Source organism: Hyphomonadaceae bacterium ML37 (assembly GCA_027627685.1).
GTDB lineage: Bacteria > Pseudomonadota > Alphaproteobacteria > Caulobacterales > Maricaulaceae > Oceanicaulis.
In genome coordinates, this window is record CP091241.1 from 1,379,334 (window position 1) to 1,397,748 (window position 18,415).

At 65.2% G+C, this 18,415-nt stretch carries 20 protein-coding genes; 17 read left to right on the forward strand and 3 right to left on the reverse strand.

The features are described 5' to 3' along the window. Nucleotides 1–4: 4 nt before the first annotated feature. From L2D01_06790 to L2D01_06800, 3 genes are read right to left on the reverse strand one after another with little or no spacing between them, the layout of a single operon-like run. Entirely contained in the window at nucleotides 5–1,258 is a 1,254-nt protein-coding gene (locus tag L2D01_06790) for an ABC transporter permease (GenBank protein ID WBQ11481.1), read from the reverse strand. Further along, on the reverse strand, nucleotides 1,255–1,938 hold the full coding sequence (locus tag L2D01_06795) for an ABC transporter ATP-binding protein (GenBank protein ID WBQ11482.1): 684 nt from the start codon (nucleotides 1,936–1,938) through the stop codon (nucleotides 1,255–1,257). The genes L2D01_06790 and L2D01_06795 overlap by 4 nt, the downstream gene beginning before the upstream one ends. Beyond that, complete coding sequence (locus L2D01_06800) at nucleotides 1,939–3,447, reverse strand: efflux RND transporter periplasmic adaptor subunit (GenBank protein WBQ11483.1); 1,509 nt, start codon at nucleotides 3,445–3,447, stop codon at nucleotides 1,939–1,941. It lies immediately after the preceding gene. Nucleotides 3,448–3,733: 286 nt separating this feature from the next. On the opposite strand from L2D01_06800, the gene L2D01_06805 reads away from it, so the two are divergent. From L2D01_06805 to L2D01_06885, 17 genes are all read left to right on the forward strand, one after another. Next, complete coding sequence (locus L2D01_06805; GenBank protein WBQ11484.1) at nucleotides 3,734–4,099, forward strand: NADH-quinone oxidoreductase subunit A; 366 nt, start codon at nucleotides 3,734–3,736, stop codon at nucleotides 4,097–4,099. A 4-nt stretch (nucleotides 4,100–4,103) separates the two neighbouring features. Continuing rightward, nucleotides 4,104–4,667, forward strand: a complete 564-nt coding sequence (locus L2D01_06810) for an NADH-quinone oxidoreductase subunit B (GenBank protein WBQ11485.1) — start codon at nucleotides 4,104–4,106, stop codon at nucleotides 4,665–4,667. Between the two features lie 42 nt (nucleotides 4,668–4,709). Beyond that, nucleotides 4,710–5,324, forward strand: coding sequence for an NADH-quinone oxidoreductase subunit C (locus L2D01_06815; GenBank protein ID WBQ11486.1), 615 nt, complete (start codon nucleotides 4,710–4,712; stop codon nucleotides 5,322–5,324). Then, the gene (locus L2D01_06820) at nucleotides 5,321–5,731 is read left to right on the forward strand and encodes a hypothetical protein (GenBank protein WBQ11487.1); all 411 of its coding nucleotides are present in this window, start codon (nucleotides 5,321–5,323) and stop codon (nucleotides 5,729–5,731) included. Before L2D01_06815 ends, L2D01_06820 begins: the two co-directional genes overlap by 4 nt. Beyond that, on the forward strand, nucleotides 5,724–6,914 hold the full coding sequence (locus tag L2D01_06825) for an NADH-quinone oxidoreductase subunit D (protein ID WBQ11488.1): 1,191 nt from the start codon (nucleotides 5,724–5,726) through the stop codon (nucleotides 6,912–6,914). The genes L2D01_06820 and L2D01_06825 overlap by 8 nt, the downstream gene beginning before the upstream one ends. After that, nucleotides 6,914–7,375, forward strand: coding sequence for a hypothetical protein (locus L2D01_06830; GenBank protein WBQ11489.1), 462 nt, complete (start codon nucleotides 6,914–6,916; stop codon nucleotides 7,373–7,375). The genes L2D01_06825 and L2D01_06830 overlap by 1 nt, the downstream gene beginning before the upstream one ends. After that, nucleotides 7,375–7,758, forward strand: coding sequence for a nuclear transport factor 2 family protein (locus L2D01_06835; protein ID WBQ11490.1), 384 nt, complete (start codon nucleotides 7,375–7,377; stop codon nucleotides 7,756–7,758). Before L2D01_06830 ends, L2D01_06835 begins: the two co-directional genes overlap by 1 nt. Continuing rightward, nucleotides 7,755–8,666, forward strand: coding sequence for an NADH-quinone oxidoreductase subunit NuoE (gene nuoE, locus L2D01_06840; protein ID WBQ11491.1), 912 nt, complete (start codon nucleotides 7,755–7,757; stop codon nucleotides 8,664–8,666). Before L2D01_06835 ends, nuoE begins: the two co-directional genes overlap by 4 nt. A gap of 3 nt (nucleotides 8,667–8,669) precedes the next feature. Continuing rightward, nucleotides 8,670–9,971, forward strand: coding sequence for an NADH-quinone oxidoreductase subunit NuoF (gene nuoF / locus L2D01_06845; GenBank protein WBQ11492.1), 1,302 nt, complete (start codon nucleotides 8,670–8,672; stop codon nucleotides 9,969–9,971). Nucleotides 9,972–9,980: 9 nt separating this feature from the next. Beyond that, entirely contained in the window at nucleotides 9,981–10,193 is a 213-nt protein-coding gene (locus tag L2D01_06850; protein WBQ11493.1) for a hypothetical protein, read from the forward strand. Continuing rightward, on the forward strand, nucleotides 10,186–12,309 hold the full coding sequence (gene nuoG / locus L2D01_06855; GenBank protein WBQ11494.1) for an NADH-quinone oxidoreductase subunit NuoG: 2,124 nt from the start codon (nucleotides 10,186–10,188) through the stop codon (nucleotides 12,307–12,309). The genes L2D01_06850 and nuoG overlap by 8 nt, the downstream gene beginning before the upstream one ends. Before the next feature lie 6 nt (nucleotides 12,310–12,315). Then, the gene (nuoH, locus tag L2D01_06860) at nucleotides 12,316–13,368 is read left to right on the forward strand and encodes an NADH-quinone oxidoreductase subunit NuoH (GenBank protein ID WBQ11495.1); all 1,053 of its coding nucleotides are present in this window, start codon (nucleotides 12,316–12,318) and stop codon (nucleotides 13,366–13,368) included. Nucleotides 13,369–13,375: 7 nt separating this feature from the next. Then, nucleotides 13,376–13,864, forward strand: coding sequence for an NADH-quinone oxidoreductase subunit NuoI (gene nuoI, locus L2D01_06865; GenBank protein ID WBQ11496.1), 489 nt, complete (start codon nucleotides 13,376–13,378; stop codon nucleotides 13,862–13,864). Between the two features lie 112 nt (nucleotides 13,865–13,976). Next, nucleotides 13,977–14,585, forward strand: coding sequence for an NADH-quinone oxidoreductase subunit J (locus L2D01_06870; protein WBQ11497.1), 609 nt, complete (start codon nucleotides 13,977–13,979; stop codon nucleotides 14,583–14,585). After that, nucleotides 14,585–14,896, forward strand: coding sequence for an NADH-quinone oxidoreductase subunit NuoK (gene nuoK, locus L2D01_06875; protein WBQ11498.1), 312 nt, complete (start codon nucleotides 14,585–14,587; stop codon nucleotides 14,894–14,896). The genes L2D01_06870 and nuoK overlap by 1 nt, the downstream gene beginning before the upstream one ends. A gap of 8 nt (nucleotides 14,897–14,904) precedes the next feature. After that, on the forward strand, nucleotides 14,905–16,875 hold the full coding sequence (gene nuoL / locus L2D01_06880; GenBank protein WBQ11499.1) for an NADH-quinone oxidoreductase subunit L: 1,971 nt from the start codon (nucleotides 14,905–14,907) through the stop codon (nucleotides 16,873–16,875). Nucleotides 16,876–16,880: 5 nt separating this feature from the next. After that, nucleotides 16,881–18,413, forward strand: a complete 1,533-nt coding sequence (locus tag L2D01_06885; GenBank protein WBQ11500.1) for an NADH-quinone oxidoreductase subunit M — start codon at nucleotides 16,881–16,883, stop codon at nucleotides 18,411–18,413. Nucleotides 18,414–18,415 lie beyond the last annotated feature (2 nt).

An 18,415-nucleotide genomic window follows, 5' to 3' on the forward strand; every position in this document is an offset into this window, starting at 1 on the left:
CGGCCTATTCGTGGCGCAGCGCCTCGATGGGATCGAGGCGGCTGGCGCGCATGGCCGGGTAGAAGCCGAACAGGATGCCCACCGCCGCCGCAGCGCCGATGGCGATGACGGCGATGGACGGGTCCACCGATACCGCCAGCCCGGTCAGGCCCAGCGCGGGGCCGAAAGATTGTATCGCGCTGGCCACCGCAACGCCCACGCCGAGCCCGATCACGCCGCCGGCCGAACACAGCACCACCGATTCGATCAGGAACTGGTTGCGGATATCGCGCCGCCGGGCCCCGACCGCCAGACGCAGCCCGATTTCGCGCGTGCGCTCGGTCACCGAGACCAGCATCACATTCATGATGCCGATCCCGCCCACCAGGAGCGTGATGATCCCTGCGGACGCCAGCAAAAGGCCCAGTACGCGCTGGGTTTCGTTGAAGGCGCGGATCAGGTCGGCGAAATTGCGGATCGAGAAATTGTCTTCCGCGCCGGGCGCCACATTGCGGCGCACCCGCAGATAATCTTCCAGTTCCAGCGTCGCCGTGGCCATGTCCACGCCCGGCGCCACCTTGATCCAGACCTGTTGGACCGGATCGCGCACTCCGGCGCGCGAGAAGCCGGTGACGCGCGAGCGCACGGTGCTGACCGGCGCCAGCATCACGTCATTCTGGTCCTGCCCGAAGGCGCCCGCGCCCAGATCGCTCAGCACGCCGATGACTTCAAACGGCTGGCTGTTGATCCGCACCGCCGCGCCCAGCGCGCCGCCGGACGGAAACAACTCGCGCGCCGTGGTCTGGCCGATCACCACCAGGCGCGAGGCGCGCTGGGATTCGGGCTCGTTGAACATGCGTCCCTCGGCCAAAGTCCAGTCGCGCACCTCCAGATAGTCGGCGTTGGAGCCGATCATCTGGGTGGGCCAGTTCAGGCCGTCCACTACCGCTGTCACGTTGGCCTGAACGAGGCCGGAGGCAGCGGTGATGAAGTCGAGCTCGGTGCGCAGCGCATTGACGTCGGCGTCCGAGAAGGGCGTGCCGGACCCGGCGCCGCCCTGGCGCCCGCCGCGCGAGCGCGAACCCGCGGTGATGCTCAGCGTGTTGGCGCCCAGTGAGGCGATGCGCGTCTCCACAGCGTCGCGCGCGCCCTGCGCCAGCGAGACGGTGGTGATCACGGCGGCCACGCCGAAAATCACGCCCAGGATCGCCAGGAAGGAGCGCAGCGCATTGACCCGAAGCGCGGTCAGCGCGACCAGAACAGCGGCGAGAAGGCTCATGTCACGTCCTCCACGATCAGCCCGTCCCGGAAACTGATGCGCCGGCGCGCCCGCGCGCCCACATCGGCCTCGTGGGTCACGATGATCAGTGTGATCCCGTCGGCGTTCAGCCGATCGAAAATGTCCATCACATCGTCCGACGTCTGGCTGTCGAGGGCGCCGGTCGGTTCATCGGCGAGCAATATGGCGGGCTTTCCCGCCAGCGCCCGGGCAATAGCCACGCGCTGCTGCTGACCGCCCGACAGCTGGGAAGGGTGGTGATCCATGCGCTCGGCCAGCCCCACCATGCGCAGGCACTCCTCAGCCCGCTCGCGCCGCTTGCGCATGCTCCAGCCGCGATAGAGCAGGGGCAGGGCCACATTATCGAGGGCGGTGGTGCGCGGCAGAAGATTGAACTGCTGGAACACAAAACCCACGGCGCGGTTGCGAAACTGCGCCAGCTCGTCCGGGCGCTTGTCCTGCAGGGGCTCGCCATCAATGATCAACGACCCGCCGCTGGGACGATCCAGCGCGCCCAGAAGGTTCATGAAGGTCGATTTGCCCGAGCCTGACGCGCCCATGATCGCGCAATACTCGCCGCGCTCGATATCGAGATCGACCCCGCGCAGGGCGTGCACATCGCCGCCGCCCAGCTTGTAGACGCGGGTCAGGCCGCGGGCGCGGATCAGCGGTGCGCTCATCTAGCCCGCCTCACGGACGCGCACGACCACTTGCTCGCCTTCGCCCAGCTCGCCGCCCAGAACCTGCGTGAACTGACCGTCCGACAGGCCCAGACCCACCTGGCGGGCTTCCAGACGGCCATCGGCGGTCTGGACCCACAGCGTGCCGCGGCGCACGTCCTGACGGCGATTGGCGCGCTCGGCGATCAGGGCGTCATAGCGCGCCATCTGTTCGCTCGTCAGCACCTGGGCCAGCGCCGAGCGCATCTGCGCCTGGAATGCCGCCGCGCCGCCGCCCGGCGCGCCGCCGCCTGCGCCCTGGGCCTGCGCCTGGGCGCGCATGCGGGCGAACGCCTCCTGCATCACGCGCTGGACATCGCGTCGCTGCTCGTCGGTGAGTTCCAGCTCTTCAGCGAGCTGGTCAAGCATCTGGCCGCCACCGCCACCCGCGCCCGCGCGGCCGCCGCCAGCGCCGCGTCCGGCCGGACCTGCTGCAGCCGTCTCTGACACCAGAGCTTCGGCCGCCCCGCGCGGGGTGAAGCGCAAGGCGGCGTTGGGGGCGGCGAGGGCGTCGCTGACCGTCCCGGTGACGATAGAGACGTTGGCGGTCATCCCGGGCAGCAGGCGCTGGCGGGGGTTATCGGCTTCGATCACCACGGTGTAGGTGACCACATTCTGCTCTTCGAGCGCCGCCAGGCGGACTTGCGTCACCACGCCGTCAAACTGCACGCCGGGGAAGGCGTCGACGTCGAAGGTCACGGTCTGGCCATTGGTGATATCGCCGATATCGGCCTCGTCGATCTGCGCCTCGATCTGCACGCGCGACAGATCCTGGGCGATCAGGAAGAGGATGGGCGCGTTCAGGCTGGCGGCCACGGTCTGGCCGACATCGATGCGGCGGTCGATCACCACGCCATCGATGGGCGAGCGGATGAAGGTCCGCTCCAGATCCACCCCGGCGCTCTCCAGGCTGGCTTCGCGCTGCTGCAGCCCGGCGCGTGCATTGCGCAGATTGGCCTCTGCGACCAGCACCCCGGCCTGCGCGCTGCGGAATGTAGTTTCGACATTGTCGTACTGGGCTTCGGAGAACGTGCCGCGCTCGCGCAAGGACACGGCGCGGTCAAAAGCGCGCTCGGCGGCGGTCAGTTCGGCGCGGGCGCGCTGGACATTGGCTTGAGACACCGTGACCTGAGCGCGGGCGACTTCCAGGCTGGCTTCGGCTTCACGCACGCGCGTCGCGTAGGTTTGCGGATCGAGGCGGGCGAGTTCCTGGCCGGCTGTGACTTCGTCGTTGAAATCGACGTTCAGCGCTTCGATCTGGCCCGACAGCTGGGAGCCGACCTCCACGGTGACAAGTGGTGCAATGCGGCCCGATGACGAGACCACGCGCGACAGGTCGCGCTCCTCGAGCGCGGCGGTCTCCACCTGCAATCCGCCGGCATCCGCGCCGGAATCGCGCAGGAACACAAACCATGCCGCGATCGCGGCGAGGACCGCGATTGCGGCCAGCGCCAGAAGCTTGCGTGTCACGCGCGTTCTCCAAGATTATCGGGGCGTCAGACTGGACGCCGTCCCTGTTAGACGCGCTATCATGGTGCGGTCCGTCGCAGAAGTGAATTTACGGACAGCCAAAAGTTTGCAGATGCGAGGCGTTTGCAAATAAAGCCGGTTTCAGCGGCGTTATGACCCGTGCGTAGCGGTGGTTTCGTCTTGCGGCCCATGGCGCACCGCACTAGCTTCCGCCGCGATCGAGACCGGGCTGGCGCGCCGGGCCGGAACCCGGATCATAACCTTCGCTGCAAGGGATGCGTCGCGGATGAACGCGCTGCTCTTGGAATACCTGCCCATCGCTATTTTCACAGGGATCGCGGCCGCGCTCGGCATCGCGTTCATTCTGGCCGCCTTCGTATTGGCGCCGTCGGATCCCGACCCGGAAAAGGTGTCGACCTATGAATGCGGCTTCAACGCATTCGACGATGCGCGCATGAAATTCGACGTGCGATTCTATTTGGTGGCCATTCTGTTCATCATCTTCGATCTGGAGGTGGCCTTCCTGTTCCCGTGGATCTTCCCGGTGTTCGAGGGGAACATATTCGCGTTCTGGTCAATGATCGCGTTCCTGGGCGTCCTGACGGTCGGGTTCCTGTACGAGTGGCGCAAGGGCGCCCTGGACTGGGAGTAGGGCCATGTCGCAGATCATCACCCCGGCCGGAGCCGGCGCGCGCGCCGCGACCCCCGGCTATGACCCTCAGAAGCACGACCCGTTCTTTGACGGCGTCAGCGACCAGCTGGCCGACAAGGGCTTCATCGTCGCGGCCGCGGATGATCTGATCACCTGGGCGCGCACCGGCTCGTTGATGTGGATGACGTTCGGGCTGGCGTGCTGCGCGGTGGAGATGATGCAGGCGTCCATGCCGCGCTACGACATCGAGCGCCTGGGCGCCGCGCCGCGCGGATCTCCGCGCCAGTCCGACGTGATGATCGTGGCGGGCACGCTCACCAACAAGATGGCCCCGGCCCTGCGCAAGGTCTACGACCAGATGCCCGAGCCGCGCTACGTCATCTCCATGGGATCGTGTGCAAACGGCGGCGGGTACTACCATTATTCGTATTCCGTGGTGCGCGGATGTGACCGGATTGTACCGGTGGACATCTATGTGCCCGGCTGCCCGCCCACCGCCGAGGCGCTGGTGTACGGCATCCTGCAACTGCAGAAGAAAATCCGCCGCGAAGGGTCGATCGAGCGCTAGGCGCTTGAGACCGGCACGCGGCCCGGCCTGAACGAGGGTGTGGTGAGCACGACCGAGACGCTGAACGAACTGGCCGAGCATATCGAGGCGGCGCTCGAGGAGCATGTGCGCGGCTGGGAGATCGCGTGCGGCGAACTGACCGTCAGCATTCACCGCGACCGCGTCGCCAAGGTGATGCGCTTCCTGCGCGATGACGCGACGTGCCGCTTCACCACGCTGGTCGATATCTGCGGCGTGGACTGGCCGGCGCGCGCCGACCGGTTCGACGTGGTCTATCACCTACTCTCGATGCACCATAACCACCGGGTGCGCGTGGTGCTGACCACGGACGAGGATACGCCGGTGGATTCGCTGGTGGCCATCTTCCCCGCCGCCAACTGGTTCGAGCGCGAGGCGTTCGACATGTATGGCGTGTTGTTCAACAACCATCCCGACTTGCGCCGCATCCTCACTGATTACGGCTTCCACGGCCATCCGCTGCGCAAGGACTTCCCGCTGACCGGCTTCACTCAGGTCGTATATGACGAGGAGCAGAAGCGGGTGGTGTCCGAGCCGGTCTCGCTCGTCCAGGAATACCGCGATTTCGATTTCCTCTCGCCCTGGGAAGGCGCGCAATACGTCCTGCCCGGCGATGAAAAAGCCGGGGCAAAATCATGATTGACGTCGTCATCTCGATGCTGGCGCTTGTCGCCGTGCAGGGTGCTGAAGAGCCTGTGTATGACATCGCGCACGCACAAGGCTGCGCCGGTCAGTTCGCGTTTCTGACCGATCGTGGCGGCCGCAACATCGCTACGCTGGCGCCCGAAGAGAGCCTGGAATCCTTGACGGGTGATCTGGACTTCTGGGATGCGCGCCTCGCCTTGTTCGCCGACACGCCCCAGCGCGCCACAGACCTGCGCAATCTGGCCGTGGCGGACGCGGCGCTCACCAGCGCCCAGCTCATCATGTCCCAGGGTCTCGGCGCCGTGCAGGCGCGGGTGGGCGGCGCGCTTGCGCAATGCCGCGCCGACCGCAGCGTGATCGAGGCGGACGGCCAGGCTGCCGGGGAGATGTCGGATGGCTGAAACGGACATCCGCAATTTCACCATCAATTTCGGGCCCGTTCACCCGGCGGCCCACGGCGTGCTGCGCCTGGTGCTGGAGCTCAATGGCGAGGTGGTCGAGCGCGTCGATCCCCATATCGGCCTGCTTCATCGCGGCACCGAGAAGCTGCTGGAGCACAAGACTTATCTTCAGGGCATCGGCTATTTTGACCGGCTCGATTACGTCGCCCCGATGAACCAGGAGCATGCCTTCTGCCTGGCCATCGAGAAGCTGGCGGATATTCCGGTCCCCAAGCGCGGCTCCTACGTGCGGGTGCTGTATTGCGAAATCGGCCGCATCCTCAACCATTTGCTCAACATCACCACCCAGGCGCTGGACGTGGGCGCGCTCACTCCGCCGCTGTGGGGGTTTGAAGAGCGCGAGAAGCTGATGGGCTTTTACGAGCGCGCGTCCGGCGCGCGCCTGCACGCTCATTACTTCCGTCCGGGCGGCGTGCATCAGGACCTGCCCCAAGCGCTGATCGACGACATTCTGACCTGGTGTGACGCCTTCCCCCAGGCGCTGGCTGATATTGAGACCCTGCTGACCGATAACCGCATCTTCAAGGCGCGCAATGTCGATATCGGCGTGGTGTCCAAAGACGATGCGCTGGCCTGGGGCTTTTCCGGCGTCATGGTGCGCGGCTCAGGCATGGCGTGGGATCTGCGCCGCGCCCAGCCCTATGAGGTCTATGACGAGCTCGACTTCAAAATTCCCGTGGGCAAGAACGGCGACAATTACGACCGGTATCTCTGCCGCGTGGAGGAGATGTATGAGTCGACCAAGATCATGCGCCAGTGCTGCGAATGGCTCTCCAAACCGGAGAACCAGGGCGAGGTGCTGCCCACTGACACCAAGTTCGCGCCGCCGCGCCGGGCCGAGATGAAGCGCTCCATGGAAGCGCTGATCCATCACTTCAAGCTCTACACCGAAGGCGTCCATGTGCCCGAGGGCCATTGCTACGCCGCCGTTGAGGCGCCCAAGGGCGAGTTCGGCGTCTATCTGATCGCCGATGGCACCAACAAGCCCTACCGGGTGAAGATCCGCGCGCCCGGCTTTGCCCACCTGGCCGCTATGGATCACCTCAACAAGGGTCACATGCTGGCTGACGTGTCGGCGATCCTGGGCTCTCTGGACATCGTGTTCGGGGAGATTGACCGGTGATGCGCCGTTTTCTCATCCTGTCCGGCCTTCTGGCGCTTGCCGCCTGCACCGGGGCGAGCGAAGAGCGCGCCCATGAGCATGACGCTGTGCTCAACGCCTTCCCGCCGCTCGAGCGCCCGCATTATGTGGCCAATTTCCCGATGGATTGCCGTGAGGGTGAAGGCGAGGTTGAAGGCGAAACGCTGTGCCGGACCTGCACCGTGATGGCGCTGGGCGCCGCCGATGATCTGGCCGTCGATGCGGAGCTGTACCGGCACACGCTGCGCCGTGATGAGTCCGGCGTCATGCGCAATGCGATTTCGGCGCCGCTGGGCCGTCAGGACTTCAGCCATGACGATACGATCGGGGGCGTGCGCGGCGCCATCGCGCTGGGCCACGCCTGGTGCGCGGCCCAAGGCGCGGTGCGCCTGGTCGTCCTCAAGGATGAGCTCGCCGCCGTGTTCAGCGGGGGTGACAATTGATGCTCGCCGCCCACGCCCTCGCTCAGGCTGCGCTGAGCCCGGCTGTTCTGGCCGAGCGTCAGCTGGCCGCGTATAACGCGCGCGATCTGGACGCCTTCGCCGCCTGCTTTGCGCCGGATGTGGAGGTCTATGACTTCCCCGGCGTGCTGGTGGTTCAGGGCCGTGATGCGTTCCGCGCCCGCTATGTGGAGCGCTTCAAGAGCGAGGGCCTGCACGCCATTGCGGTGCACCGCGCCGTCATTGGCGAGCGCGTCATCGATCACGAGCGCGTCTGGCTGGACGGACCGGGCAAGAGCGCGCCCGTCGATCTTGTCGTCATTTACACCGTGCGCGGCGGCCTGATCGCGCGCGTGGACTTCATCAAGGAAGGGTCGCCCCGATGAGCGTGCGCCGCCTGGCCAAAATCCAGCCCGAGAGCTTTGCCTTCAACGAAGACAGCGAAGCCAAGATCGCGTTCTGGATGAAGAAATACCCTGAAGAGCGCAAAGCCTCGGCGGTGATCCCGCTCCTTTGGATCGCCCAGAAGCAGGATGGCTGGGTGTCAGAGCCCGCCATGCGCGAGATCGCGGCGCGCTGCGCCATGCCCTATATCCGCGTTTATGAGGTCGCGACCTTCTACACCATGTTCAATTTGGAGCCCGTGGGCCAGCACCTGATCCAGGTGTGCGGCACCACGCCGTGCTGGCTGCGCGGGGCGGACGGGCTGAAAGCCGTGTGCGAAAAGCGCATCGGTCCCAAGGGCCGGGGCCACCTGTCCGCCGACGGGAAGTTTTCCTGGGAAGAGGTGGAGTGTCTGGGCGCCTGCACCAATGCGCCCATGGTTCAGATTTCCAACGCGGACGGGGATTATTATTACGAAGACCTGACGCCGGAGGCTCTGGAAGGCATTCTGGACGATCTGGCCGCTGGCAAAACGGTGGAGAGCGGCCCGGTGACGCGCCGTCACTGTTCGGAGCCGACCAAGGCCAAGGTGAAGGTGCTCGAGGACGCCAGCCTGTTTGACGGCTCGCGCGCGAAATCGATCACGCTGCCGCACTCTGCCCGCGCGGCGGCCAAACCCGATGGCGACCGCAAGAGCAAGCCGGCGTCGGGTGCAGCCGGCAGCGCCAAGGCGGCAGTCCAAGCGCCGCAGAAAGACCGCCAGACGGCGGCTGACGCCAAGGCGGAGTCAGAGGCGCCAGCGGCGAAGAAGCAGCCGGCCAGAAAGCTCGCCGGCGCCAAGACGGCTGCGGCCAAGCCCGCTGCGAAAAAGCCTGCCGCCAAAAAGCCCGCTGCGAAGAAGGACGAATAGATCATGCTTCTTCAGGACAAGGACCGCATCTTCACCAATCTCTATGGCCGCCATGACTGGCGCCTGGAGGCGGCGCGCCAGCGCGGATGCTGGAATGGCACGGCGGACATTCTTCAAGAGGGCCGCGACTGGATCATTGATCAGGTCAAGAAATCGGGCCTGCGCGGACGCGGCGGGGCGGGCTTCCCCACCGGTCTGAAATGGTCCTTCATGCCCAAAGACGTGGGCGCGCGCCCGCATTATCTGGTGGTCAATGCCGACGAGTCCGAGCCGGGCACGTGCAAGGACCGCGAGATGATGCGCAACGACCCCCATCACCTCGTCGAGGGCTGCCTCATCGCGTCTTTCGCGATGCAGGCCCATGCCTGCTACATCTATATCCGCGGCGAATACGTGCTGGAGCGCGAGCGCCTGGAGGCGGCCATCGCCGAGGCCTATGAGGCCAAGCTCATCGGCCCGGGCAATATCCACGGCTGGGATTTCGAGCTCTACGTCCATCACGGCGCCGGCGCCTATATCTGCGGCGAGGAGACGGCGCTGCTGGAAAGCCTGGAAGGCAAGAAGGGCCAGCCGCGCCTCAAACCCCCATTCCCGGCAGGCGCCGGCCTCTATGGTTGCCCGACCACGGTCAACAATGTGGAATCCATCGCCGTGGTCCCGACCATTCTGCGCCGGGGCGCCGACTGGTTTTCCGGCTTCGGACGTGACGGCAATGCCGGCACCAAGGTCTTCTCCATCTCCGGGCATGTGAACGCGCCGTGCAATATCGAAGAGGCGATGAGCATCCCGCTGCGCACCCTGATCGACCAGTATGCCGGCGGCGTGCGCGGCGGCTGGGACAATCTGAAAGCCGTTATCCCGGGCGGCTCGTCCGTGCCGCTTCTGCCCAAGGATATTTGCGACGACGTGCTGATGGATTTCGACGCCCTGCGCGAGCACAAGTCGGGCCTGGGCACGGCGGCGGTCATCGTCATGGACAACTCCACCGACGTGGTGAAGGCCATCGCGCGCATCAGCTATTTCTACAAGCATGAAAGCTGCGGCCAGTGCACGCCGTGCCGTGAGGGCACCGGCTGGATGTGGCGCGTGCTCGAACGCATGGCGCGCGGCGAAGCGGAAATGGCCGAGATTGACGGCCTGCTGGACGTGGCCAGCCAGGTGGAAGGCCACACGATCTGCGCGCTGGGCGATGCTGCGGCCTGGCCGGTCCAGGGCCTGATCCGCCACTTCCGCCACGAGATTGAAGACCGCATCAATAATTACCGCGCCGGCAAGCCGGTGTTTGTGCCGGTGGCGGCGAAGTAGGGGAACATTATGGGCGCTTCTATCGATGGCATGGTGATCGTTGCACTGCTCCTCGTTGGGGCACTGGTCGTATTTCCATGCTGGCGGATCATCTCGCGGACCGGACTGCCCGGAGCGTTGGGCCTGCTGGCGATCATACCGGTGGCGAACCTGGTACTGCTCTGGGTGCTCGCCTTTATCGACTGGCCTGCCCTGAAGAGAACCGGATCAAACAATGACTGACACCCTTCGCACCATCCTCATCGACGGCGAGGAAATCTCCGTTCCGCAGGATTACAACCTGCTTCAGGCGGTCGAGGCGGCGGGCGGGGAGATTCCGCGCTTCTGCTATCACGAGCGCCTGTCGGTGGCGGGCAATTGCCGGATGTGCCTGGTGGAGCTGGTGGGCGCGCCCAAGCCGGTGGCGTCGTGCGCGTTTCTGGTGCGCGACATGCGCGGCGGGCCCAATGGCGAGCCGCCGGCCATGCGCACGCTCTCGCCCATGGTGAAGAAGGCGCGCGAAGGGGTGATGGAGTTCCTGCTCATCAACCACCCGCTGGACTGCCCGATCTGCGATCAGGGCGGCGAGTGCGACCTGCAGGACCAGTCCATGGCCTATGGCCGCTCGGGCTCGCGCTATGCGGAAAACAAGCGCGCGGTGGAAGACAAGTATATGGGCCCGCTGATCAAGACGATCATGACCCGCTGCATCCAGTGCACGCGCTGTGTGCGCTTCTCCACCGAGATTGCGGGGGTGCCCGAGCTGGGCGCCACCGGGCGCGGCGAGGACATGGAGATCACCACCTATCTCGAGCAGTCCATGACGTCGGAGCTGTCGGGCAATGTCATTGATCTGTGCCCGGTGGGCGCGCTGACCTCCAAGCCATACGCCTTCAATGCGCGCCCCTGGGAACTGACCAAGACCGAGACCATCGACGTGATGGACGCGCTGGGCGCCAATATCCGCGTGGATAGCCGCTCGGGCGGCGTGCTGCGCATCCTGCCGCGCATCCATGACGACGTGAACGAGGAGTGGATCGGCGACAAGACCCGCTTTGTGTGGGACGGGCTCGGCCGCCAGCGCCTCGACCGCCCTTATGCGCGCAAGGATGGCCGGCTGGTCCCGATTGCCTGGGATGAAGCGCTGGCCATGGCTGCCGAGAAACTCTCCGGCGACCCGGCGCGCATCGGCGCCATTGCAGGCGATCTCAATGAGGTCGAGGGCCTGAAGGCGGCCAAGGATTTGTTCGACGCGCTCGGCGTGGCGTCCATCGACTGCCGCCAGGACGGGGCGAAGCTCGGCGCGCGCGATGGATCTGCGCCGCGCCAGTCCTACCTGTTCAATTCCACCATCGCCGGGATCGACCAGGCCGACGCCATCCTGATCGTGGGCGCAAATCCGCGCCTTGAGGCGCCGGTGCTCAATGCGCGCATCCGCCAGCGCTGGCTCAATGCCGACTGCCAGATCGCGGTGATCGGCGAGGCGGGCGACCTGACCTATCCCTACGAGCATCTGGGCGCTGGCCCCGATGTGCTGGCGGGGCTCGCCAAAAAGCGCTCGGGCTTCATCCAGACCCTCAAGGACGCCAAGCGCCCGATGATCATTCTGGGCATGGGCGCGCTGGCGCGGCCTGATGGGGCCCAGGTGCTGCGCGCGGCCGGCGCGCTCGCCAAGGCCGTGGGCGCAGTGAGCGCAGACTGGAACGGCTTCAACGTGCTGCACACGGCAGCGAGCCGTGTTGGCGCGCTCGATCTCGGCTTCCTGCCGGGCGAGGGCGGGCGCGATACGCACGCCATGCTGGACGCCGCGGGCAAGGGCGAGATGGATACGCTGGTGCTGCTGGGCGCCGATGAGCTGGACATGGACCGGCTGGGCAAGGCCTTCGTCATCTATGTGGGCCATCACGGCGATGCGGGCGCCATGCGCGCCGATCTGATCCTGCCGGGCGCGGCCTATACCGAGAAGCCGGGCCTCTATGTGAACACCGAGGGGCGCGCCCAGCTGGCGCTGCGCGCGGTGTTCCCCAAGGGCGAGGCCAAAGAGGACTGGGCGATCTTCCGCGCGCTGTCGGCGCGTCTGGGCAAGACGCTGCCCTATGACGATCTCAACGCCCTGCGCGCAGCGCTGATCGAGGCCAATCCGGTGTTCGGCCAGATCGACTATGCCCCGGGCGCCGATGGCGCGGCGGATTTCGATCCGACCACGCTGGGCGAGGCGGGCGAGGTGTCGAACGAGGCTTTCGCCAGCCCGATCAAGGATTATTACCTGACCAACGCCATCGCGCGGTCATCGAAAACCATGGGCGAATGTTCGGCCATGGCGGCTGATGCGCGCGTCCGGCTGCAGGCGGCGGAGTAGGGGCTGATGAACGAGTTTGTCACAGAACACGGCCCGTTCTGGGGGGCTGTCCTGTCGATCGGCCAGATCATGGGCTTCGTGGTCGTGCTGCTGCTTTCGCTGGCCTTCCTGCTCTTGATGGACCGCAAGGTCTGGGCGGCGGTGCAGATGCGCAAGGGTCCCAACACGGTGGGCGCGTTCGGCCTGCTGCAGTCCTTCGCCGACTTCATCAAGTTCGTGCTGAAGGAAATCATCGTGCCGGCGGGCGCCGACCGGGCGCTGTTCCTGCTCGCGCCGCTGCTGACCTTCGTCTACGCCTTCGTGACCTGGGCGGTGATCCCGGTGGCGCCCGGCTGGGTCATCTCCGACCTCAATGTGGGCATTTTGTACGTGTTCGCGATCTCGTCGCTGGGCGTGTACGGGATCATTATCGGCGGCTGGGCGTCGAACTCCAAATATCCCTTCCTCGGCTCGCTGCGGTCCGCCGCGCAGATGGTGTCCTACGAGGTTTCCATCGGCTTTGTGCTGGTCACGGTGTTGTTGATGGTGGGGTCGATGAACCTCACAGACGTGGTGAATGCCCAGGCCGGGGGCTTCTGGAACTGGCATGTCTTGTCGGCGGGCATGCTCCCGCTGCCGGCCTTCCTGATCACCATCCCGATGTTCGTGATCTTCTTCATCTCGGCGCTGGCCGAGACCAATCGGCCGCCCTTTGACCTGCCGGAAGCGGAATCCGAACTCGTGGCGGGCTATCAGGTGGAGTATTCCTCCACGCCCTACCTGCTGTTCATGATCGGGGAATACCTCAACATCGTGCTGATGTGCGCGCTGATGACGGTGTTGTTCCTGGGCGGCTGGCATGCCCCCTTCGACATCGCGCCCTTCACCTGGATCCATCCGGTGTTCTGGTTCGCGATCAAGGTGGTGCTCTGCTTCTTCATGTTCGCCATGGTGAAAGCTCTCGTCCCGCGTTACCGCTACGACCAGCTGATGCGCCTGGGCTGGAAAATCTTCCTGCCCACCTCGCTCGCGGCCGTGGCCGTGATGGGCGGGTTCGTCGTTTACTCGAACGCTGGTTAGGACACCCATGAGCCGGATTGCACAAACCCTGCGCGGCGCGGCCCTCCTGGACTTCTGGGGGGCGTTCGGCCTCGGCATGAAGTATTTCTTCCGCAAGAAGCCGACCATCAACTACCCCTTCGAGAAGGGGCGCCTCAGCCCGCGCTTCCGCGGCCAGCATGCGCTGCGCCGCTATCCCAATGGCGAAGAGCGCTGCATCGCGTGCAAGCTGTGCGAGGCGGTGTGTCCGGCCCAGGCCATCACCATCGAAGCCGAACCGCGCGAGGACGGCTCGCGGCGCACCACGCGCTACGACATCGACATGGTCAAATGCATCTATTGCGGCTTCTGCGCCGAGGCCTGCCCGGTGGACGCCATCGTGGAGGGGCCGAATTTCGAATTCGCCGCCGAGACCCGCGAGGAGCTGTATTACGACAAGGCCAAGCTCCTGGACAATGGCGACCGTTGGGAACGTGAGATCGCACGGAACCTCGAACTCGACGCGCGCTACCGCTAGCGTTATGACGCTGCGCAATCTCATTTCCGGACCGGCGAATCTGCCCGGCTCCGCCTGACGATCCCGACCGGCGAGGCCCCTGCCTCGCCGCACGCCAAAGGGGGCGTTTTCCATGCTGGCAGCCGCCGCATTCTACATTCTGGCCGCCACCGGGGTGATCTCGGCCTTCATGGTGGTGACGTCGCGCAATCCTGTGCGCGCGGTGCTGTTCCTGATCGTCACGTTCTTTTCCGCCGCCGCGCTGTTCGTGCTGCTGGGCGCGGAGTTCCTCGCGATGATCCTGCTCATCGTCTATGTCGGCGCGGTGGCGGTGCTGTTCCTGTTCGTGGTGATGATGCTCGACATCGATTTCGCCACGCTGAAAGCCGCGTCGGCGAGCTATCTGCCGCTGGGCGGGCTGATCGCCATCGTGCTGGCCGCGCAGCTGGCGCTGGTGGGCTTCGCCTGGGTCGATGCGGACGGCGCCAGCGCATATTTCCAGGCGCCCACGCCCGACGACACCCACAATATCGCGGCGCTGGGCGCGCTGATCTATGACCGCTACGTCCTGTTCTTCCAGCTCGCCGGCCTCGTCCTGCTGGTGGCGATGATGGGCGCCATCGTGCTGACCCTGCGCCACCGCGAGGGCGTCAAGCGTCAGGACATGCATCGCCAGGTCAATCGCACCCGCGCCGAAGCGGTGGACGTCATCGATGTGAAAAGCGGCGAGGGGATCGGCTGATGATCGACATTACGCTTGGCCATTATCTCGCCCTGTCGGCGATGATCCTCACCATCGGGGTGTTCGGGATTTTCGCCAACCGCAAGAACGTCATCATCCTTTTGATGTCGATCGAGCTTATCCTCTTGTCGGTCAACATCAATCTGGTGGCCTTCTCGTCGTACATGGGCGATCTGGCCGGTCAGGTCTTCGCCATGTTCATCCTCACCGTCGCCGCCGCAGAGGCGGCCGTCGGCCTCGCCATCCTCGTGGTCTTCTTCCGCAATCACGGTGATATCGCGGTTGACGGCGCCAGCATGATGAAGGGCTGACGCGCGCCATGGCATTTATCGTCGTCTTCGCCCCCCTCATCGCCGCCATCATCGCCGGATTGTTCCAGCGGCAGATCGGTGACCGCGCGGCCCAGCTGGTGACCACCGGCGCCACCATCGCCGCGGCGCTGGGCTCGGCCTGGCTGTTCGTCGACGTGGCGCTGGGCGGCAATGCGCGCACCTACGAGCTGGCCACCTGGATGGCCGTGGGCTCGTTCGAGATCGCCTGGGCGATCCGCCTCGACACGCTGTCGGCGGTCATGCTGGTGGTGATCACGTTAGTGTCCTCGCTGGTGCACGTCTATTCGTGGGGCTACATGTCCCATGATCCGCACCGGGCGCGCTTCTTCGCCTATCTGTCGCTGTTCACCTTCGCCATGCTGGCGCTGGTTACGGCAGACAATTTCATCCAGCTCTTCTTTGGCTGGGAGGGCGTGGGCCTGGCGTCCTATCTGCTGATCGGCTTCTGGTACAAGAAGAAGTCGGCCAATGACGCGGCGATCAAGGCGTTTGTCACCAACCGCGTGGGCGATTTCGGACTGGTGCTGGGCATCGCGGCGATCTTCGCGGTGTTCGGCACGCTGAAGTTTGACGATGTGTTCGCCGCCGTGGGCGATCACGCCGACACGGTGCTGACCGTGTTCGGGATGAATTTCGCCGCGCTGGAGCTGATCGCCTTCCTCCTGTTCGTGGGCGCCATGGGCAAGTCGGCGCAGTTCTTCCTGCATGTCTGGCTGCCCGACGCGATGGAAGGCCCGACGCCGGTTTCTGCGCTGATCCACGCCGCCACCATGGTGACGGCGGGCGTGTTCCTGGTCTGCCGGTCTTATCCCATCTACGAGCTCGCCGACGCCACCTCGGCCATCATCACGGTGATCGGCGCGGTGACGGCAATCTTCGCCGCGACGGTGGGCCTCGCGCAGAACGACATCAAGCGGGTGATCGCGTATTCGACCTGCTCGCAGCTGGGCTACATGTTCTTCGCCGCAGGCCTCGGCCTCTATTCGGCGGCCATGTTCCACCTGTTCACCCACGCCTTCTTCAAGGCGCTTTTGTTCCTGGGCGCCGGCTCGGTGATCCACGGCCTGCATGACGAGCAGGACATGCGCAATATGGGCGGCATCTACAAGCTGCTGCCGGCCACCTGGATCCTGATGATCATCGGCACGCTGGCTCTGACCGGCGTGGGCATTCCTTTTGTCGGGCTGGGCTTCGCCGGCTTCTTCTCCAAGGACATGATCATCGAGGAAGCCTTCATGGCGGGCATGGACGGCGTGCCGTTCGGCCTCCTGGCCTTTTGGATCGCGATCCTGGCCGCTGGCCTGACCTCCTTCTATTCCTGGCGCCTGATTTTCATGACCTTCCACGGCAAGCACCGCGGCGATCCTGAAACACTCAAGCACGCCCATGAAAGCGGTTGGGTCATGCTGATCCCGCTGATCCTGCTGGCCATTGGCGCGGTGTTCGCGGGCGGCGTGTTCGTGTCCGACTTCGTGAAAAGCGGCGCCATGGATTTCTGGGCCGGCTCGCTGCCGCCCGGACCCTATGCCGAGGGCAATTACGGTCCGGACGCCACAGGCCATCATCCGCCGGCCTGGGTGCTGGTTGCGCCGGTGGCGGTGACGCTGACCGGCTTCCTGGCGGCGGTATATTTCTACATGCTCAAGCCCGAGCTGCCCGGCAAGATCGCGGCCAATCGCGGCCCGCTGCACAGCTTCCTTCTGAACAAATGGTATTTCGACGAGATCTACGACGTCGTGTTCGTGCGCTCCACGCGCTGGCTGGGCGATCTGTTCTGGAAGGGCGGCGACAAGCGTATCATTGACGGGCTGGGCCCCAATGGCGTGGCCGCCACGGTGATGGCCGGCGCGCGGCGCATCGCCAGCTGGCAGAGCGGGTATCTGTATCACTACGCCTTCGTGATGCTGATCGGGGTCGTGGGGCTGTGCCTCTGGCTCATCGCCGGGGTGGGGGTGTAACGATCATGCTCGGCCAGCTTCCTATCCTGTCTGCGATCACCTTCCTGCCCGCCGTCGGCGCGGTGGCGATCCTGATCCTGCGCGCCCTGATGCGCGCCGAGGACCAGGCGCTGCTGGAGCGCAATGCGCGCGGCGTGGCGCTGTTCGTCACCCTGTTCGTCTTCGCCCTGTCGGTTCTGCTGGTGGTGGAGTTCGACACCGCCCAGGCCGGCTTCCAGTTCGTCGAGACCATTCCCTGGCTCACTGAAGTGGGCATCAGTTACAAGATGGGCGTGGACGGATTGTCGGTGCTGTTCGTCCTGCTGACCGCCTTCCTGATGCCGATCTGCATCCTGGCCAGCTGGAAGATCGAGCGGCGCGTGGCCGATTACATGGCCGCCTTCCTGATCCTGCAGACGCTGATCACCGGCGTGTTCTGCGCGCTGGATCTGGTGCTGTTCTACATCTTCTTCGAAGGCTCGCTGATCCCGATGTTCCTGATCATCGGGGTGTGGGGCGGGGCCGAGCGCATCTACGCGGCGTTCAAATTCTTCCTCTACACCTTCTTCGGCTCGGTGCTGATGCTGGGCGCGATGATCATGATGTTCATCGCGGCGGGCACCACCGATATCGAGGTCCTGCTGACCCATCCGTTCGCCCGCGACATCCAGACCTGGCTATGGCTGGCCTTCTTCGCCAGCTTTGCGGTGAAGATGCCCATGTGGCCGGTGCACACCTGGCTGCCGGATGCGCACGTTCAAGCGCCCACGGCCGGCTCGGTGATCCTGGCGGGCATTTTGCTGAAGCTCGGCGGCTACGGCTTCCTGCGCTTCTCACTGCCCATGTTCCCCGACGCCAGCGCCTTCTTTGCGCCCCTGGTGTTCGTGCTGTCGATCATCGCCATCGTCTACACCTCGCTGATCGCGTTCCGGCAGACCGACATCAAGAAGCTGATCGCCTACTCGTCGGTGGCGCATATGGGCTTTGTGACGCTGGGCATATTTTCGATGAACGAGATCGGGGTGCAGGGCGCCATCTTCCAGATGATTTCCCACGGGCTGATCTCCGGCGCACTCTTCCTGATCGTCGGCGTCATCTATGACCGCTTCCACACCCGCGACATCGCCTTCTATGGCGGGCTGGTGCACAAGATGCCGGTGTTCGCCGCCTTCTTTGCCCTGTTCGCCATGGCCAATGTGGGCCTGCCAGGCACGTCGGGCTTTGTCGGCGAGCTGATGACCATGACCGGCGCCTTCATGGTGGCGCCCATCTGGGCGGCCGGCGCGGCGCTGGGGGTCATCTTCTCGGCAGTCTACATGCTGACCCTCTACAAGAAGGTGGCGTTCGGCGAGATGACCAATCCCAAGCTTGAAGCCGCGCAGGACCTCAATATGCGCGAATGGATCAATCTGGGCGTCCTGGGCGTCGGGGTGATCTGGCTGGGCTTCTTCACCACGCCGGTCACCGATGTCACCCGCGCCTCGGTGAACCAGCTCATCGACCAATACCAGTCCGCGCTGACCCAGGAGGCGGCGGATCTGGCTCCGTCCGAAGGCTGATC

Bases quoted from the DNA above. Each gene is read 5' to 3' on its own strand.
- nuoL (WBQ11499.1), top strand. From the start codon at position 14,905: ATGGCATTTATCGTCGTCTTCGCCCCCCTCATCGCCGCCATCATCGCC.
- L2D01_06795 (WBQ11482.1), bottom strand. From the start codon at position 1,938: ATGAGCGCACCGCTGATCCGCGCCCGCGGCCTGACCCGCGTCTACAAG.
- L2D01_06820 (WBQ11487.1), top strand. From the start codon at position 5,321: ATGATTGACGTCGTCATCTCGATGCTGGCGCTTGTCGCCGTGCAGGGT.
- nuoH (WBQ11495.1), top strand. From the start codon at position 12,316: ATGAACGAGTTTGTCACAGAACACGGCCCGTTCTGGGGGGCTGTCCTG.
- L2D01_06790 (WBQ11481.1), bottom strand. From the start codon at position 1,258: ATGAGCCTTCTCGCCGCTGTTCTGGTCGCGCTGACCGCGCTTCGGGTC.
- nuoI (WBQ11496.1), top strand. From the start codon at position 13,376: ATGAGCCGGATTGCACAAACCCTGCGCGGCGCGGCCCTCCTGGACTTC.
- nuoG (WBQ11494.1), top strand. From the start codon at position 10,186: ATGACTGACACCCTTCGCACCATCCTCATCGACGGCGAGGAAATCTCC.
- L2D01_06885 (WBQ11500.1), top strand. From the start codon at position 16,881: ATGCTCGGCCAGCTTCCTATCCTGTCTGCGATCACCTTCCTGCCCGCC.
- L2D01_06850 (WBQ11493.1), top strand. From the start codon at position 9,981: ATGGGCGCTTCTATCGATGGCATGGTGATCGTTGCACTGCTCCTCGTT.
- L2D01_06810 (WBQ11485.1), top strand. From the start codon at position 4,104: ATGTCGCAGATCATCACCCCGGCCGGAGCCGGCGCGCGCGCCGCGACC.
- L2D01_06805 (WBQ11484.1), top strand. From the start codon at position 3,734: ATGAACGCGCTGCTCTTGGAATACCTGCCCATCGCTATTTTCACAGGG.
- nuoK (WBQ11498.1), top strand. From the start codon at position 14,585: ATGATCGACATTACGCTTGGCCATTATCTCGCCCTGTCGGCGATGATC.
- L2D01_06825 (WBQ11488.1), top strand. From the start codon at position 5,724: ATGGCTGAAACGGACATCCGCAATTTCACCATCAATTTCGGGCCCGTT.
- L2D01_06835 (WBQ11490.1), top strand. From the start codon at position 7,375: ATGCTCGCCGCCCACGCCCTCGCTCAGGCTGCGCTGAGCCCGGCTGTT.
- L2D01_06830 (WBQ11489.1), top strand. From the start codon at position 6,914: ATGCGCCGTTTTCTCATCCTGTCCGGCCTTCTGGCGCTTGCCGCCTGC.
- nuoF (WBQ11492.1), top strand. From the start codon at position 8,670: ATGCTTCTTCAGGACAAGGACCGCATCTTCACCAATCTCTATGGCCGC.
- nuoE (WBQ11491.1), top strand. From the start codon at position 7,755: ATGAGCGTGCGCCGCCTGGCCAAAATCCAGCCCGAGAGCTTTGCCTTC.
- L2D01_06870 (WBQ11497.1), top strand. From the start codon at position 13,977: ATGCTGGCAGCCGCCGCATTCTACATTCTGGCCGCCACCGGGGTGATC.